A 17,120-nucleotide genomic window follows, 5' to 3' on the forward strand; every position below is an offset into this window, starting at 1 on the left:
TCCTGAAAATCACGCCGGGTGACGGCTGTGACATTGCCCCGCAGTCGCCCGACGATCAGGCGCATGACGGAGAGCGCCAGATCCGGGACTCTTCCATCAACCCCAGGAAGATGTCTTTCTGCGGCCTCAGCACGGCCACCTTGCCTGTCGCCCAGATTGTGGCAGAGCGAACCGCTCTGGTGACGACGCCCATTTCGCCGCGCATCGCGCTTGCCGACGCCCCCGCTCGCCCCCAATAATCTGAGTACTCAGTGCCCATTAGTAGAAAATCAATCTATTCCTCGACCGAAAATCACCGTTTGTGACAACATTACTTAGCTTTCGCTACGTAATCTCAATGTATTTCTACGATCCACATGGACGCCCCCTCAATGCCTAACGACGACCGGCGCCGTGCCCTTCCGCTGAGGGCATAGGAGAAGATCGGCACTTCTTGCTGGATCCATTTACGATATTCGTGCGGAGTTGCATCTCGACCTGCGGGTGCATTGCGGCACGCAAAGGTTTGTTAGTTGTTCTTGCCTGTTGTGAGGGACTGGCGGCAAGAGGCCGCGACGAGGATCAAGACGAGCGCGTTTTCGGCACTGGCCCCGATCGGCCGGGGCCGGGCAAGGACAGAAGTTGTGCGTAGCGGCCTCCGACTAGTACCCCTCAATGCGATCCGCCTCCTGTGCCTCTTCGTCGCTGCGGCCGCTACGATCGGATGTGCGCTGTTCATCTATTTCGGCCGCCAGAACGCAATCGAGCGAGCCGAAGACGAGCTCAGGAACTACGCTCATGTCCTCGTCGAGCAGACAGATCGAGCCCTGCAGGCCGTCGAGTTCGTTCAGAAGGGCATCACCGAGCGGATCCGCTTCGAAATGGCATCGCATGCGCGATCCTTCGACGACGTCGCCAGCTCGAACGGAACCTTCAAGGCCCTGGCCGAAAGGGCCGCCGATCTCCCTCACGTCAACGGGCTGGCGATCATCCGCAAGGATGGCGAGATCGTAGCGACATCGCAAAAGAAGGCGAAATACCGGCCACAGAATATCGGAGATCGCGACTATTTCAGAGTTGCCGCGTCCGCCAAGGACGACCAAATCACGATCAGCGATGCGATGGATTCGCGTGTTTCCGGCGTCAAGGCCATCATGTTCTCCCGGAAGATCACGTCAGAGGACGGAACCTATCTGGGTATCATCAACGCCTCACTCGACATTGAACACTTCACATCCCTCTACAGCCGCCTGGCCTCGAAGACTTATCTACAGACGCGGCTCGTGCGCAACGATGGAGCGCGACTGGCCCAATTTCCTCAAGAAGGAAACATGAGCGCCTCGCCGCACATCGCCCAGCGGCTCTGGCCGCTCCTGAAGATCACCGACACGACAACGACGACGGACATCACCACCCCCAACGGCGAACGGCGCCTCGTCGCAGTCAAAGGATCCGCTGCCTTTCCGGTCTCAATCCTCGTCAGCGACGCCTATGGCAGCATTCTCGCCAATTGGCGGATGCAGGCAACCGGCATCGCCGTCGCTGCGCTTCTGATGAACATCGCCATCGCCATCGCCTGGTTCCTTGGCCGGCGGCATGTCGAGGCCAGCGTCCTGCAAGCCGCCACCGAACGGTTCCTGGCGCGCCACGATGTCCTGACCAAGGCGCCCAATCGCCTGTACTTCGTCGAGAAGATGCAAAGAACGATCGATGCGGCTGCGGAAAGTGGCCGCGAGTTCGCCTTGTTCGTGATCGACCTCAATCGCTTCAAGGAGATCAACGACACGCTGGGCCACCCGACAGGCGATCTGATGATTCAGAGCATTGTCAGGCGCCTGCGGGATTGCGTGAGCACAAGCGATTTCGTCGCCAGAATCGGCGGCGATGAATTCGCGGTCATCGTTAAGGACATCGCCAGCCTCGAAGCCGCCGAGGGCCTTGCCATCCACCTGCTGGCAAGGCTCGCAGAACCCCATCAGATCAGCGGCAAGGCCCTGCAGTGCAAATGCTCGGTCGGCATTTCCATTGGACCAACTCACGGCTCGAACGCGGACGAACTCCTCAAGGCCGCCGATCTCGCGCTTTATGCGGCCAAGGCCGATCCTGCGAGCGGCTTCAGGTTCTACGATGCCGAGCTGAATGCGCAGCGCCTGAAACGCCGCGACCTCGAAGCCGCTCTTCCTCGCGCCATCGAGAACGGCGAGTTCGAACTGCACTACCAGCCGATCGTCTCGCTCAAGACCGGACGCTATTGGGGGTTCGAAAGCCTGGTGCGCTGGCGCCGGCCGGGACATGGCCTGGTTCCGCCGCACGCGTTCATTCCCACGCTCGAGGCGATCGGCCTGATCATTCCGCTCGGACGGAGAATCCTGATCGACGCCTGCACGGCAGCGTCGAAGTGGCCGGCGTCGATGCATATCTCGGTCAATGTCTCGCCGATCCAGCTCGCATCGGACGACGTCATCGAGCACATCAGGGAGGCTCTGCAACGATCCAAGCTGCGCGCCAGCCGGCTAACGATCGAGGTGACCGAATCCGTTCTACTCGGCGACGGCGCCCTGGAACGTCTCCGCAGGATCCGCAGGATGGGCGTGTCGATCGCCCTGGACGATTTCGGCACCGGCTTCGCGTCGATGAGCTATCTGGAGTCCTACCCCTACGACAAGATCAAGATCGATCGGTCCTTTGTCGCGAACATGGCCAATCCGAAGAGCCGCGCCATCGTCGAGGCGACCATCAACCTGGCACGGGCGCTCAAGATCGAGACGACGGCAGAGGGCGTCGAAACGCAGCAGCAATTGGCCGAACTGACGGCCGCCGGCGCGTCCCAGGCCCAGGGCTATCTCTTCGCCAAGCCGATGCCGGAGAGCCAGATCGCCGGCTTCCTGCAGCAGGCAAAGCCCGCCCGGGCAGCGTGACGCATTTCGCAATCATGCAAGCCGGCCCGCACTAGCGAGCCAGAATATGCTGATCCAGCACGGGAGCAAACCTTCATCCGAAGGATGACGGTATCGTCCGCTCGCCGAATAAATCTCGGCCATCGACTGCAAATTGCCGCTTCACGCAGGCCATGCCAACCTGCCGCCGTAAGGTAAGGAATGATTCGATGAGCGACCTTTCTGCCGCCAACCGTCGGACCACCGCGACAGAATTTCGTGTCAGCGCAATCATCAACAAATCATTCGCGATCCTAAGCCATCAATTCGGCAAGTTCGCTCTTCTTGCACTCATGCCGATGGCGCCTCTGCTTCTCTTGATCCTGACGATGCCAGGCAACGCTCAGGTTCATGGAGCGGGTTTCGCACTCGCGGGAGCCCTGACGGCGGTCTTGACCTTCGTTCTACAGACCGTGGCTCAGGCGACGAGCCTCTATGGCGCTTTCCAGGACATGCGTGGACAGCCCTTCACCATCGGCCAATCACTCCAGATCGGATTGGCCCGCGCGGTTCCCGTCGTCGGTGTCGCGCTCCTTGCCGGCCTAGCAATCGGCCTCGGGATCCTGCTCTTCATCGTCCCGGGCGTTATCATCGGCTGCATGCTCTTCGTCGCGATCCCGGCCTGCGTCATCGAGAAGACCGGAGTCACCGAGAGCCTCAGCCGCAGTGTCGCGCTGACCCAGGGCTATCGCTGGCAGATCTTCGGCCTGTTCCTGCTGGTGGTCCTCATGGCGCTCGTGGGCGAAATGGTGCTGACCGCGATTGGTGGCAATGGGATCGTCGGGCAACTGCTCAGCTTCGCCTGGCAGGTCGTCTCGACCGCATTCGGCGCGGTACTCTGCGCGGTCGTCTATCATGACCTGAGGGCCGCGAAGGAAGGCGTCCATCTCGGCGCGCAGGCGGACGTCTTCGATTGAACTGCGCGCCGGCTGAAGGCGCTTCGCACTGCGGCGGTCACCCTCGGGTGGCCGCCGTTTGCTTTCCTCCCGCTCGACTGTCGGGCAGCACCAGCGCCCGGACCGGAACCAGGCCATCCATTGGGCGCAGGTCCGTCCGGCAAGGCAGTGACTGTTTTTTGTGCGCCGCGAGGGCTAGAACGCGGCACCATGACGGATATCGCGCTTCAGACCCGACAGGCGAGCCCGTGGCTCGCCGAGGCCAGGGCCATGCTCTCGCTGAGCTGGCCGATGGTGCTGACCAATGTCGCCCAGACGGCGATGACGGCCACCGACGTCGTGATGATGGGGCATCTCAGCCCGGAGGCGCTGGCGGCCGGTGCGCTCGGCGCCAATCTCTACATGGCCGTGCTGATCTTCGGCATCGGCGTGATGGCGGCCGTCGCGCCGATGATCTCGATCGAGCTCGGTCGCAACCGGCACGCCGTGCGCGAGGTTCGCCGCACAGTGCGGCAGGGCTTCTGGGCGGCGGCGGTCCTCGTGGGCCCGATGTGGCTGTTCCTCTGGCAGGCCGAAACGATCCTGACCGCAATGGGGCAGGACAAGGCGCTCTCGAGCGCCGCCGCATCCTACATGCATACGCTGCAATGGGGGCTGCTGCCGTTCTTCTTCTATCTCGTGCTGCGCGGCTTCGTGGCGGCACTGCAGCGCCCCTTCGCCGCATCCGTCGTCGTCGTTATCGCCGTCGCCTTCAACGCGCTCGCCAACTGGTGCCTGATGTTCGGCGCGCTCGGCTTCCCGGCACTCGGCCTGCCCGGTTCGGGGCTGGCGACCGCGCTGTCATCGCTCGTCATGTTCCTGGGCATGGCCCTGGTCGTGACGCGTGATCGCCGCTTCCGGCGCTTTCGCCTGTTCGGGCGGTTCTGGGTGGCCGACTGGCAGCGCTTCCGCGCCTTCTGGCGGCTCGGGCTGCCAATCGGCACGACGCTGGCCTTCGAGGTGGTGATCTTCAACGGCGCGGCCCTGCTGATGGGCCTGCTCGGCCCGACCTCGCTTGCCGCCCATGCGATCGCAATCCAGATCGCCTCGCTGACCTTCATGGTGCCGATGGGCATTGGCCAGGCGGCGACCGTGCGCGTCGGGCGGGCCTTCGGCGCCGGCGACAGGGATGGCATCGCCCGGGCCGGCAGCGTGGCGATCGCGCTCGGCCTCGGCTTCATGGCGCTCACCGCGCTGGTGATGCTGTTCGCGCCGCAGATTCTGGTCAGCCCCTTCCTCGACACGACCAAGCCCGGCGCAACCGAGGTCGCGGCGCTGGCCATGGCCTTCCTGCTCTATGCCGCAATCTTCCAGATCGCCGACGGCGCGCAGGTCGTCGGCTCCAGTATCCTGCGCGGCCTCGGCGATACGCGCGTGCCGATGATCTTCGCCGGCGTCGGCTATTGGGTCATCGGGCTGCCGCTCGCGGCCGCGCTCGGCTTCTGGACGCCGCTGGCGGGCATCGGCATCTGGATCGGGCTAGCCGTCGCGCTGGCCATCGTCGCCATATTGATGCTCGGGCGCTGGCGGGCCCGCGAACGACTGGGGCTGCTCGGCGCGATGCGCTGATACAGTCCCTGCGGCGCAAGGGCGCCCTGCTGTTTCTGCAGAGGACGCGACGCCAACGACGCTTGCGCGCGCCATGGTGCCATGCAAGGGGACGCTGCCTAAAAAAACGCCGTGTGCCGGAGAGTCCCATGTCCAACAGCAAGAACGTCTGGTCGCGCATCGACGAAAAGGCGCCCGCCTATTTCGCGCTGTCGGACCGGATCTGGGGCATGCCGGAGCTGAACTACCAGGAGGTCCGTTCCGCCGCCGAGCACCGCGCCATGCTGGAGGCCGAAGGCTTCCGCGTCACCATGGGCGCCGCCGGCCTGCCGACCGCCGTCATCGGCGAGGCGGGCGAGGATGGCCCGGTCATCGCGATCATGGGCGAGTACGACGCCCTGCCCGGTCTCAGCCAGGCCGAGGGCGTCGCGACTCCCGAGCCGCTGGAAGCGAACGGCAACGGCCATGGCTGCGGCCACAACATGCTGGGCTCCGCGTCGCTGCTCGCGGCCGCTGCCGTCAAGGACTGGCTCGCTGCCCAGGGGCTCAAGGGCCGCGTGCGTTATTACGGCTGCCCGGCCGAGGAAGGCGGCTCGTCGAAGGGCTTCATGGTCCGTGCCGGCCTGTTCGACGACGTCGACGTCGCGCTCTGCTGGCACCCGGCCTCGTTCAGCGGCGTCAACCGCGCCTTCTCGCTCGCCTGCGTCGAGGTCGAATTCACCTTCACCGGTCGCGCCTCGCATGCCGCCGCCGCGCCGCATCTCGGCCGCAGTGCGCTCGATGCCGTCGAGCTGATGAATATCGGCGTCAACTACATGCGCGAGCACATGCCTTCGACGGCGCGCGTGCACTACGCGATCATCGACGCCGGCGGCATCGCGCCCAACGTCGTGCAGGCCAAGGCGACCGTGCGCCACCTGATCCGCGCCCGCAACCTGGCCGAGATGTGGGACATGGTCGGACGGGTGAAGAAGATCGCCGAGGGCGCCGCCCTGATGACCGAGACCCAGGTCGTCGCGCAGCAGCTCAGCGGCGATGCGAACCTCGTCGGCAACCTGCCGCTCGAACAGGCCATGCAGGCCAATCTCGAGGCGATCGGCGGGCCCGGCTTCGATGTTGCCGACCACGCCTTCGCGGCCAGGTTCCAGGCGACGCTGAGCCAGGAGGACATCGCCGCCTCCTATGCCCGCTTCGATCTCGAACCGCAGCCGGGCGAGGCCCTGAGCGACATCATCTACCCGCTCGGCGCCGGCAACGACAATTCGGTCGGTTCCACCGATGTCGGCACGGTGAGCTGGGTCGTCCCGACCGTCCAGTGCCGCACCGCCTGCTATGCGATCGGCACGCCCGGCCATTCCTGGCAGCTCGTGGCGCAAGGGCGTGCACCGGCGGCTCACAAGGGCCTGGCGCTCGCCGCCAAGGCGATGGCCGGCGTCGCCGCCGACGTCATCGAGAACCCGGCCCTGCTCGAAGCCGCACAGGCCGAATTCGCGGCATTCCGGGCGAAGAACCCCTTCGTCAATCCGATCACCGACGACATCGAGCCGCCGCTCGACATGGCCGCCCACTGAGCGCTTCCGAGGCCAGAACGCTCAGACGATGAACCAGCCTGGATTTCTCGAACTGCTCGGCTTCGGTCCGAACGGCTGGGGCCCGGCCATGCTGGCGGCCGCCGGCATGACGATCGCCGTCGCCCTGACCGGCTTCGTTGTCGGGGCCGTGATCGGCGGTCTCGGCGCCTGGGCCAAGATCGCGGGCGGGCGTGTCGCCCGCGGCATCGCCGACGCCTACACCACCGTGCTGCGCGGCATTCCCGACCTGCTCGTCATCTACCTTTTCTATTTCGGCTCCAGCGCCGTGCTGACGCCGCTCGGCCGGCTCTTCGGCGCCACCGGCTTCGTCAGCCTGCCCGGCTTCCTCGCCGGTGCGCTGGCGATCGGCGTCGTCTCGGGCGCCTATCACACCGAGGTCTTCCGCGGCGCCTATCGCGCCGTCTCGCGCGGCGAGATCGAGGCAGCGATCGCCAGCGGCATGTCCCCGCTGCTGCGACTGCGCCGGATCACAGGGCCGCTGGTCTTGCGCTACGCCATGCCGGGGCTCGGCAATGTCTGGCAGCTCGTGCTGAAGGAAACCGCGCTTATCTCCGTGGTCGGCCTTGTCGAGATCCTCAGGCAGGCGCAGATCGGCGCCGGCTCGACGCGCCAGCCCTTCACCTTCTTCATCGCGGCGGCGATCCTCTACCTCGTGATCTCGTCGGTCTCGGGCTGGGGTCTGCGCCTGGCGGAGCTGCGCCTGACGCGCGGCCTGCGGAGGGCCTGATGGATTTCGCGTTCCTCTACGAGACGCTTCTCACGCTGTTGCCTGGCGTGCCGCTGACGCTGCAGCTCGCCTTCGCCTCGGTCGCCTGCGGCGGCGTGCTGGCGCTCGTGCTCGCGACTCTCCGGGTTTCCGGCATTCCGCCGCTCGAATGGCTGGTGCGCATCTACGTCTTCGTGTTCCGCTCGACGCCGCTGCTCGTGCAGATCTTCATCATCTATTACGGCCTCAGCCAGTTCCGCGAGATCCGCGGCAGCATGATCTGGCCGTTCCTGCGCGAGCCCTGGTGGTGCGCCCTGCTCGCACTGTCGCTCAACACCGCGGCCTATGCCTGCGAGATCATCCGTGGCGGCCTGCAGGCCGTGCCGGCCGGGCAGATCGAGGCGGCGCGCGCCGCCGGGATGGGGCGCCTGCTGCTGTTCCGGCGCATCACCCTGCCGCTGGCGATCCGGCAGGCGCTGCCCGGCTATGGCAACGAGGTGATCCTGATGATCAAGGCGACCTCGCTCGCCTCGATCATCACGCTGATGGAGGTGACCGGCCTCGCCGCCAAGCTGATCTCACAGACCTACCGCGCCATCGAGGTCTTCATCGTCGCCGGCCTGATCTATCTCGCCATCAACTTCATCGTGACGCGGCTGATCCAGTTCGCCGAATTCCGGCTCTCCCCGCATCTGCGCCCCGCCCCGGCCGCCGCCGTCGCGACCGAACCGAAAGCCGCCGCATGACCGAAGCCGAGCGCCCCCTCGCCGTCCGCATCAGCGGCCTGCGCAAGACCTTCGGCGAACTCGAGGTGCTGAAGGGCATTTCGCTTGATGCCCGTGTCGGCGACGTCGTCTCCATCCTCGGCTCGTCGGGCTCGGGCAAGTCGACGATGCTGCGCTGCCTCAACCTGCTGGAGGTGCCCGACAGCGGCGAGATCACTGTCGCGGGCGAGAGCATCGCGCTGAGGCAGACCCGCCATGGCGTCCGTCCGGCCGATGCCGCCCAGGTGCAGCGCCTGCGGGCTCGGACCGCGATGGTGTTCCAGAGCTTCAATCTCTGGTCGCATCTGACGATCCTGGAAAACGTGATCGAAGCCCCCGTGCATGTGCAGGGACGGCCGCGGGCCGAATGCATCGCCGAGGCCGAAGCGATCCTCGCCCGCGTCGGAATCGCCGACAAGCGCAATCACTATCCGGCGCATCTCTCCGGCGGCCAGCAGCAGCGCGCGGCGATAGCCCGCGCCCTGGCGCAGCGCCCGGAGGTGATGCTGTTCGACGAGCCGACCTCGGCACTCGATCCGGAGCTGGTCGGCGAGGTCCTGCGCGTGATGCGCTCGCTCGCCGAGGAAGGCCGGACCATGCTGGTCGTGACGCATGAGATGGGCTTCGCCCGCGACGTCTCCAGCAAGGTCGTCTTCCTGCACAAGGGCGTCGTCGAGGAGGAAGGCCTGCCGGCCGAGGTCTTCGCCAACAGCCGCTCCGAACGCTTCCGCCAGTTCCTGGCGGGCTGAGTATCCGAACCGGGCCACCGGCCCAGCTAACAGGGATGATCCCACCATGAAGACGATCGCCAGACTGGCCGCGCTCGCGGCCCTCGCCGTCACCGGCCTTGCCGTTCCTGCCCTCGCGCAGGCGCCGCAGAAGGTGCGTATCGCGACCGAAGGCGCCTTCCGCCCGTGGAACTGGACCGAGGCCAACGGCACGCTCGCCGGTTTCGAGATCGAGCTCTACAAGGACCTGTGCAAGCGCGCGAACCTCGATTGCAGCATCGAGGCGCAGTCCTTCGACGGCATGATCCCGGCGCTGAACGCAGGCAAGTTCGACGCGATCATGGCCGGCATGTCGGTGACCCCGAAGCGCGAGGAGGCGATCGCCTTCTCCGTGCCCTACGGCTCGACCGGCCAGACCTTCGCCGTGCCGAAGGGCAGCCCCCTCGCCAACCTCCCCGAGAAGGGCAAGATCCTTCACCTGAGCAATGACGAGGCCGGGGCGCTCGCCGGAATCGAGAAGCTGAAGCCGCTGCTCAAGGGCAAGGTGATCGGCGTGCAGACCTCGACGATCAACGGCGCCTTTCTGGAGAAGTACTTCAAGGGCGTCGTCGAGATCCGCGAGTACAAGACCACCGAGCAGCACGATCTCGACCTCGCTGCCGGCCGCATCGACGCCGTGGTGGCCTCGATGGCCTATCTCTCGACGGCCGCGTCGAAGCCCGGCAACGAGGACATGTCCGTCGTCGGTCCGCGCTTCCAGGGCGGCATCGTCGGCAAGGGCAGCGCCGTCGGCCTGCGCAAGGGCGACACCGAGCTCAAGGCCAAGTTCGACAAGGCGATCGCCGAGGCCAATGCCGACGGCACGATCAAGACGCTGTCGGAGAAGTATTTCGGCTTCGACGTCTCGGTGCGCTGAGCCGACACCGAAACGGATCGGGAAAGCCCGCCGGAGCCAAGGCACCGGCGGGCTTTTTCATGGTCGGGATGCGCCGAACGGAACTCAGCTCTCGCGGAAGGCGCGGGCCATGCTGTCCCTGAGGGGTTGCATCAGATATTCGAAGAAAGTCCGTTCGGTCGTGCGGATGTAGACTTCGGCCGGCATGCCAGGCGTCGGCTCGAAGCCGCGGACCTTGTTGACGCTGGCGGCTTCCAGCCTGACGCGGACAACATAGATGTCGGGCGCGGCCGGCAGCGAACGCGTCTTGTCGTCCGGCAGGGCGTCCGCGGAAATGTAGATCACCTGCCCATCGACCATCGGCGTCGTGCGCTGGTTGAGTGCGGTCAGCCTGACCATCGCGGTCTGGCTGTGTTTGATCTTGTCGATGTCCTGCGGGCGCACCCGCGCCTCGATCACGACCTCGTCCTGCAGCGAGACGATCTCCATGATGGCCTTGCCGGGCTCGATGACGCCGCCCGGCGTGTGATAGCGCATCTTCACGACCGTTCCCTTGACCGGAGCCGTGATGCGCATGCGGTCGAGCTGGTTGCGGATGCTGCGGCCCCGCTCGCGCACGTCGTTCAGCTCGGCGCCGATCTCCTGCAACTGCTCGGAGGCGGTCTTGGCCGCCTGCTTGCGGACGCCCTCGATCTGTTCGAGCGAGCGGGCGATGCGCTCGCGGGAATCGCCGATGTCGCCGTTGATGCGCCCGACCTCACCCTGGAGGTTGGCCGAGGCGCGCTGCAGCGCCAGGACCTCGGGCTTGCGGATATAGCCGCGCGCGAGCAGGGCCACCTTCGCCTCAAGCTCTTCCTTGAGCAGCTTGGACTGCTCCTGGATCGCGGCGAGCTGGGTGCGGCTGCCCGCGATCCGCTCCTCGAGCCCGTCGATGCTCTTCTGATAGGTGATGATGTCGCTGGTGATGCTCGCCTGTCGGGCCGCGAAGGTGGAGCGCTGGCTCGACAGCAGCGCTGCGATGTCGGGATCGGCTTCTGCCGCCAGTAGGTGCATCGGGAATTCGAGACGGGGCTTGCTCGCCGCTTCCGCCCGCAGCCGGGTCTCGATCGCCTCGGCACGCATCTGTCGCAGCAGGAGCCGGCGCAGCTCGGCGCGGGGCGCCACGTCGTCCAGCGTCATCAGGAGCTGACCGCTTTCCACCACATCGCCCTCGTGCACCATGATCTTGTTGATCACGCCGCCTTCGAGATGCTGGATCGTCTTGTTCTGCCCGGTCGTTACGAAGACGCCGGTCGCGATCACCGCGCCTGAGATCGGCGCGGTGTTGCCCCAGACCCCGAAGCCCATCACCGTCGCCACCATGACGACCGTGCCGACGAGCTTCGCCTTGGCCGTGCTGCGTGGGATGCCCTCGTACCAGGGCTCAATCTTGGCGGCTGTATCGGACATCGCACGCGCCTCCCGTGGCCAAGGCATCGATCCGAAAGCCCGAACGCAGCTTCGAAAGGATCGATATGAAATCAAAGACCTACGGCATCGGGTCGATGCCGTGGGGCGTTCATGCGGGCTGGGCTCCGCCCTCGAGGCTGCGCTGGCCCGTGATCAGAGGCAGGATTTCGTCGCGCGTGCCCATGACCTGCACGGCGCCGTCCTTGATCATCATGATCTTGTCGACGCTGCGCAGCAGGGTCGGGCGCTGCGTCACCGCGACCACAGTCATGCCGCGTTCCTTGGCCCGTTGCAGGGCGACCGCGAGCGCCTTCTCGCCGAGCACGTCGAGATTGGAGTTCGGCTCATCGAGTACGACCAGCTTCGGATTGCCGAAGAAGGCCCGCGCGAGCCCGATGCGTTGCTTCTGCCCGCCCGACAGCGGGCTGCCATCCATGCCGATCTGGGTCTCGTAGCCTTGCGAGAACTGCGAGATCATCTCGTGGATGTCGGCGATCTCGGCCGCCTCGAAGACCTCGGCGTCGGAGGCATCCTCGCGCATGCGGGCGATGTTGGCCTTTATCGAGGCAGGGAAGAGCTGCATGTCCTGCGGCAGGTAGCCGACGCTCTCGCCGAACTGGCGCGGATCCCAGTTGCGCAGATCCATCAGATCGAGCCTGACATTTCCAGCCGTCGGATTGATCGACCCGACGAGCATGCGCGCGAGAGTCGACTTGCCACAGCCGGAGGCACCGACGATCGCCAGCGAGTCGCCCGGGTTCAGGCTGAAGCTGATGCCGTTGAGGATGACCTTCTTGTTGGGCGGCGGGACATAGAGGATGCGCTCGACATCGAGCCGACCGCTCGGGCGCGGCAGGCGAAGCCGGTCGAGATTGAGCGGGGAGCTCTGCAGCAGCGCCTGCACGCGGGAATAGGCGGCACGGGCATGAATGAAGCTGCGCCAACCCTCGATGGTGCCTTCCAGCGGCGCCAGCGCCCGGCCCGCGACGACGGACGACGCAATCACCATGCCGCCGGTGAGCTGGCCGGAAAGCGACAGCCAGGCGCCCCAGCCGAGCATGGCGATCTGGGTCCCGAGCCGGAAGAACTTCGAGAAGCCGGTCATCAGGATGTTGCGGTCCTGGGCGCTGACCTGCGCCTTCAGCGACTCGGCCGTCTCGCGCCCCCAGATCATGACCCCCTCCGGGATCATGCCCATGGCGTTGATCACCTGGGCGTTGCGCGACATCGCCTCGGATTGCAGGTTGGCCCGCGTCGAGTAGGCGCTGGCGCGGGCAAAGGGCACCGCCGTGACCTGCTGGTTGAGATAGGCGATCAGGAACAGGACCAGCGCCGCGACGGTGACGATGTAGCCGAGATCCGGATGGATCAGGAACACGGCGAGCAGATAGATCGGCGCCGTCGGCGCGTCCAACATGGTCAGGATGACCGGCCCGGTCAGGAAACTGCGGATCTGCTGGAGATCGGCGAGCACCTGAAACTCGCGGCCGGAGCCCGATTGGGCTGCCTTGGCAGCGGCGGCCAGCACCGGTGCGCCGAGGCGGCTTTCGACATCGACGGCTACCCGCATGAGGATAAAGCGCCGCATCATGTCGAGCAGGACATGTGCGAGGATCGCCACCATCACGATGATCGAGAGCATGACCAGCGTATCGAGGCTGCGGCTGGTCAATACGCGGTCGGACATCTGGAAGAGATAGATCGGCACCGCCAACACGAGCGTGTTCACGACGATCGAGAACAGGGCGACGACAACAAGGTTGTGGCGCGCGTCCGCCAAGCCCTTGCCGAGAACCTGCTTGAAATCGCGGTCACCGAGCCGCTGCTCGATCGGCGAACCACCACCTCCTCCGCCGCGACCGCCACCACCGCCGCCGTTGCGAGGCGGGGACACGCCGCCGGCCTGGGTCGAGGGAACCTTCGGCAGGGCCGTACCCGGGGGCGGCGCCTGCCGGAACTCTGGCGCAACCGGCGTCTCGGCACGCGGTGGAGGCGCCGCCTGCGCCCGCTCGTTGGTGTTCGCACTTGGGAACGAAACAGAGCTCTCGAACCCTTGGGCGCGCGGCATGGCGATGGCCGAACGGACGGGAGGAGGCTCCTCCGTTGCCGGCGGATTGGGATTTTCCTGGGTCATGGCCGCGCCGGCGCCCCTCAGCTGAGCAACTGTGACATGATGTGGTCACTCGAAACGGTGGGTTCCGTCGGTCGAGCGTCCGGCTGACAACTCTCCGCATGGCCGTGCTCGTCGGCAAAGGCGACGAACTCCGTCACAAGCGTGCTGGTGTCGTGAACGACCACCTTGTCGTTCTCGGTGATGATGTTGGTCTGGACCAGAATGCTTTCCTCATAGAGGTCGCCGCCGACATATTTGGACGTGGAGAGCGTGCCGGGGTCGACGATATGCGCCTCGTTTCGGGCCGAGTTGCCACCGGCCGAAACACCCTGGATGCTGTTGTCGGTGGTGCTCGCGGCCATGCTCTGGTCGACATCCGAGAGGACGTTGATCTGGGTGATCGTGTTGATGTCGTAATAGTTGCCGTCGACATACAGCACCTTCAGCGTCCCGGTGATGCTGCCAGTCAGCATCCAGTCAGCATTCGGCGTCAGGGCCGTGACCTTCTGGTCGAAGCCGTCGAGCAACGAGCGCTGCGCCTCGTTGAGCGGCTTGAAACCGGCGCTGTCGTAGGTGGTGATGCTGGCCTCGTTGACGAGGCTGTTGAAGCCGGTCGAGACCTGGGCACCGTCGCCGTCGTCATGACCGCCGGAGAGCAGCTTCGCGGCATCACTGTCCAACACGATGTTGTATTGGAAGATCCAGTCGACGCGATGAAAGTCGCCGCGGATCATGATGATGTCGTAGTGGTCGAAGCCGTAGACCTGCGCCAGGTTGGTTTGTTCGTTGCCGCCGGTCTTGGCGTCGAAGAGCGTATTCTCCGTCGTCTGCACGGTCCGATCATTGTCATCGAGACCGTTGAACTGGACGATCGCCTTGACGTCGTAGAAGTCGCCCTTGAAGACGTCGATCTGCCATCTCGGCGTCCCGGCAGCACCCTGATGGACGACGATGATGTCATGCGTCACGAACTCGGCAACGTTGTGGACCTCGTTGCCACTGGTCCTGACGTCGGGCAGCGCATCGTCCGGCCGGGCGATGTCGACATGGTCGGAATCGGTCAGGATGTTCACCTGCACGATGCCGCGACTGAAGAAGTAATCGCCGCCGACGATCAGCGAACCGCTCATCTCATTGGCATCGATGATGACGGCCGCATTGACCTGGATGTTCTGTCCTGTCTCGGCCTGCGTTCCGACCCCTCCCACCGGCGCAGCGCTGTCGATGCGGCTCTCGGCCGCGATCACCGGCTGGGCTGGAGCCGTGCGCCAGGGCACCGTGTCATAAGGGTCGATCACCGGCAGCGGCGCGTCCGTCGCGACGCCGTCGACGATGCGGCCAACTGGTGGCACTACCGTCGCGTCGGCCTCCGGCGAGTGGCCCTCGGCGCGCCAACCGGCATCGCGGTCATGGATCGCCGCGATCATCGAGGCGCCGTCGCCCGCCGCGATGCGCGGCATCGAATCCGGGGTCTCGGCAAGGGCTCGCGCAATCATGTTCTCGACAATCGGTGAGGTGTCGACAGCCTCGGGCACGATGATCGTGCCATCTTCGGCGTGCTCGCCCTGGAGCACGAGGGTGTCGGCCGTGAGCGTGTCACGGTCCTCCATCTGATTGATCTGCTTGATGGCGACCATGGTGTCGTAGCCGCCATCGGCATACTCGACGGCGATCTTCGGCGAGAGGTGCAGCTGGATCACCAGCTTGCCGTGGACCGTCAGTTCCGCCTCATGCTGAAGCGGCAGCTTGGTGAAGGGCACCTGCGTCGACGCCACGCCAGGATGGGGGGCCGCCGCTGCCGGCGTCGGCGCACGAGAAAGATGGTGGGATACGTCCGTGAATGACGGTTCGGGCAGGAGAACGGGACGCGATGCGGTTTCCTCGAACTCCGGCCGTACGCCACTGCCCCGCAAGGACGCGTAGAAATCGTCAGGTTGTCGGGGCCCGCGCTCGCCGTCGTAGATCTCGGTCGATCGGGCGAGAGCATCAGCGATGTGGAGATAACCAGCGAAATGCCAGATGGTCTCAGTAAAGCCAACGGCGGTCATGACATGATCCTGCCAACTGCGACGGTCGCGTCGGGCCGTTCATGAACTGAAGATGGGTGGCGGCGCGGAAGGCCGCGCGGATGGCCTAGCCCTTCCGCGCGGTTCGTTCCGTCCGTCCGGCCCCAAGGCCGGTTGTATCTTCAGACGCCGTCGTTGAGGTCTCCGCCGACGACCTGCAGATCGATGGAGTTGAACTGGATGTTCGCGCCCATGGCGATGTGCTGGGTGAAGGCTTCCTGCGTGATCGAGGCCGCAGCGCTGGCCGCACCGATTCCGCCGAAATCGCCGTCGTCTCCGGTGATCGTCTCGAGGTTCGAGGTGGCGCTGCCGCCCCGGGCCGTGGCCGTCATCGAGAAGTCGCCCACCGCGCTGGCTTCGTCGCACCGGCTCCAGCAGGAGGGATCGACCCCGCCGGCATCGTAGGACACCGAGGCGCCGTTGAGGGTGTCATTGTCGGTCAGGTTGCTGACCTGATCGATATTGAAGTTCGAGCCGTTGATCGTTTCCTGATTGACGACATCCGGCATCACGATCGACTGGGTGATCCCGGTGATGTTCTCGATGTCGATCACGTCGTCATCGTCCGGAAGGCCATAGGAAGTCAGATCGAGGCCGAGATCGACGTCCACGCACACGTTGACGTGCGTGTCGACGGTGTTCTCGACATGGTTCTCGACCGTGTTCGTGTTGGTATTCGAGTTGGTGTTCTCGTTACCGTTGACGTTCTCGTTGCCGTTCCCGTTGAGGTTCAGGTTGCCGTTGCCATTGCCGTTCAGGTTGCCGTTGGCGTTCCCGTTGAGCGAGGCGTTCCAGACGCTCGTGTCAACCGCCTGCCCGGCATACTGATACTGCCCCTGGCCCTGGCCCTGGCCTTGTCCCTGGCCTTGACCCTGTCCCTGAAGCTGGGCCTGGAGTTCCGCCTGAGCCTGGGCCTGGCCTTCGGCCTGGCCCTGTGTCTGGTCCTGATCCTGGCTCGGATCATATGGCTTGTGCTTGTATGACTGACCCATAATGCTCTCCTGAAAATCGAGGGAGCATCGGAGGGCAGGCGCAATCGCATCTCTTCTGTGCTGCGACTGTGGATGCCGTCCGAGCTCGTGGCAAATATTCTCAAACTGAATTCAGGCGCGCTTTGCCGCAACATTCGCAAGCAAACGCTCCCTCGATCCCGCCGCAACGGCGAGATTTACGATATGCACTAAGTCATTGGTTGAGCCTCCCGCATCAATGCTATGGCCCATGGCGTCACGCCACGTCTTCATGTCCGTATTCGGACATCAATAGAATTGACATACATCTACTTATAATATGTATCTTTAAAACTTTATCGATCAACAATATACACTTTCGAGAGCGAGAAAATACACTCTCGAATATCTTCATTGGCGAGTGATGGGCAAAATTTTCGCCCGGTCCCCGTCTTATTG

The 17,120-nt window shown here is 64.9% G+C and carries 12 protein-coding genes; 8 read left to right on the forward strand and 4 right to left on the reverse strand.

Going from position 1 to position 17,120, the window contains the following annotated elements; genetic code table 11:
- Positions 1–623: 623 nt before the first annotated feature.
- From VGN82_RS00395 to VGN82_RS00430, 8 genes are all read left to right on the forward strand, one after another.
- The gene (locus VGN82_RS00395; protein ID WP_327524994.1) at positions 624–2,897 is read left to right on the forward strand and encodes a bifunctional diguanylate cyclase/phosphodiesterase; all 2,274 of its coding nucleotides are present in this window, start codon (positions 624–626) and stop codon (positions 2,895–2,897) included.
- 410 nt (positions 2,898–3,307) lie between these two features.
- Positions 3,308–3,832, forward strand: a complete 525-nt coding sequence (locus VGN82_RS00400) for a DUF7847 domain-containing protein (protein ID WP_327524995.1) — start codon at positions 3,308–3,310, stop codon at positions 3,830–3,832.
- A 189-nt stretch (positions 3,833–4,021) separates the two neighbouring features.
- Positions 4,022–5,419 (forward strand): MATE family efflux transporter, encoded by a 1,398-nt coding sequence (locus VGN82_RS00405; RefSeq protein WP_327524996.1) that lies wholly within the window; start codon positions 4,022–4,024, stop codon positions 5,417–5,419.
- Positions 5,420–5,547: 128 nt separating this feature from the next.
- A complete protein-coding gene (locus VGN82_RS00410; protein ID WP_327524997.1) occupies positions 5,548–6,969 on the forward strand; it encodes a M20 family metallopeptidase in 1,422 nt (473 codons plus the stop codon).
- Between the two features lie 28 nt (positions 6,970–6,997).
- A complete protein-coding gene (locus VGN82_RS00415) occupies positions 6,998–7,717 on the forward strand; it encodes an ABC transporter permease (protein ID WP_327524998.1) in 720 nt (239 codons plus the stop codon).
- Positions 7,717–8,442, forward strand: a complete 726-nt coding sequence (locus VGN82_RS00420; RefSeq protein ID WP_327524999.1) for an ABC transporter permease — start codon at positions 7,717–7,719, stop codon at positions 8,440–8,442. Before VGN82_RS00415 ends, VGN82_RS00420 begins: the two co-directional genes overlap by 1 nt.
- A complete protein-coding gene (locus VGN82_RS00425; RefSeq protein WP_327525000.1) occupies positions 8,439–9,209 on the forward strand; it encodes an ABC transporter ATP-binding protein in 771 nt (256 codons plus the stop codon). The genes VGN82_RS00420 and VGN82_RS00425 overlap by 4 nt, the downstream gene beginning before the upstream one ends.
- A 46-nt stretch (positions 9,210–9,255) precedes the next feature.
- Complete coding sequence (locus VGN82_RS00430; RefSeq protein WP_327525001.1) at positions 9,256–10,104, forward strand: transporter substrate-binding domain-containing protein; 849 nt, start codon at positions 9,256–9,258, stop codon at positions 10,102–10,104.
- An 84-nt stretch (positions 10,105–10,188) separates the two neighbouring features.
- On the opposite strand, the gene VGN82_RS00435 is transcribed toward VGN82_RS00430, so the two are convergent.
- The 4 genes from VGN82_RS00435 to VGN82_RS00450 all read right to left on the reverse strand — a co-directional run bounded on the left by VGN82_RS00435 (position 10,189) and on the right by VGN82_RS00450 (position 16,703).
- Complete coding sequence (locus VGN82_RS00435) at positions 10,189–11,532, reverse strand: HlyD family type I secretion periplasmic adaptor subunit (protein ID WP_327525002.1); 1,344 nt, start codon at positions 11,530–11,532, stop codon at positions 10,189–10,191.
- Positions 11,533–11,641: 109 nt separating this feature from the next.
- Positions 11,642–13,666: a type I secretion system permease/ATPase gene (locus tag VGN82_RS00440; RefSeq protein ID WP_327525003.1), complete on the reverse strand. Its 2,025-nt coding sequence runs from the start codon at positions 13,664–13,666 to the stop codon at positions 11,642–11,644.
- Positions 13,667–13,683: 17 nt separating this feature from the next.
- Positions 13,684–15,693 (reverse strand): hypothetical protein, encoded by a 2,010-nt coding sequence (locus VGN82_RS00445; protein WP_327525004.1) that lies wholly within the window; start codon positions 15,691–15,693, stop codon positions 13,684–13,686.
- A gap of 140 nt (positions 15,694–15,833) precedes the next feature.
- Complete coding sequence (locus VGN82_RS00450) at positions 15,834–16,703, reverse strand: hypothetical protein (RefSeq protein ID WP_327525005.1); 870 nt, start codon at positions 16,701–16,703, stop codon at positions 15,834–15,836.
- Positions 16,704–17,120 lie beyond the last annotated feature (417 nt).

It is taken from the genome of Allobosea sp. (assembly GCF_035999205.1).
Lineage (GTDB): Bacteria > Pseudomonadota > Alphaproteobacteria > Rhizobiales > Beijerinckiaceae > Allobosea.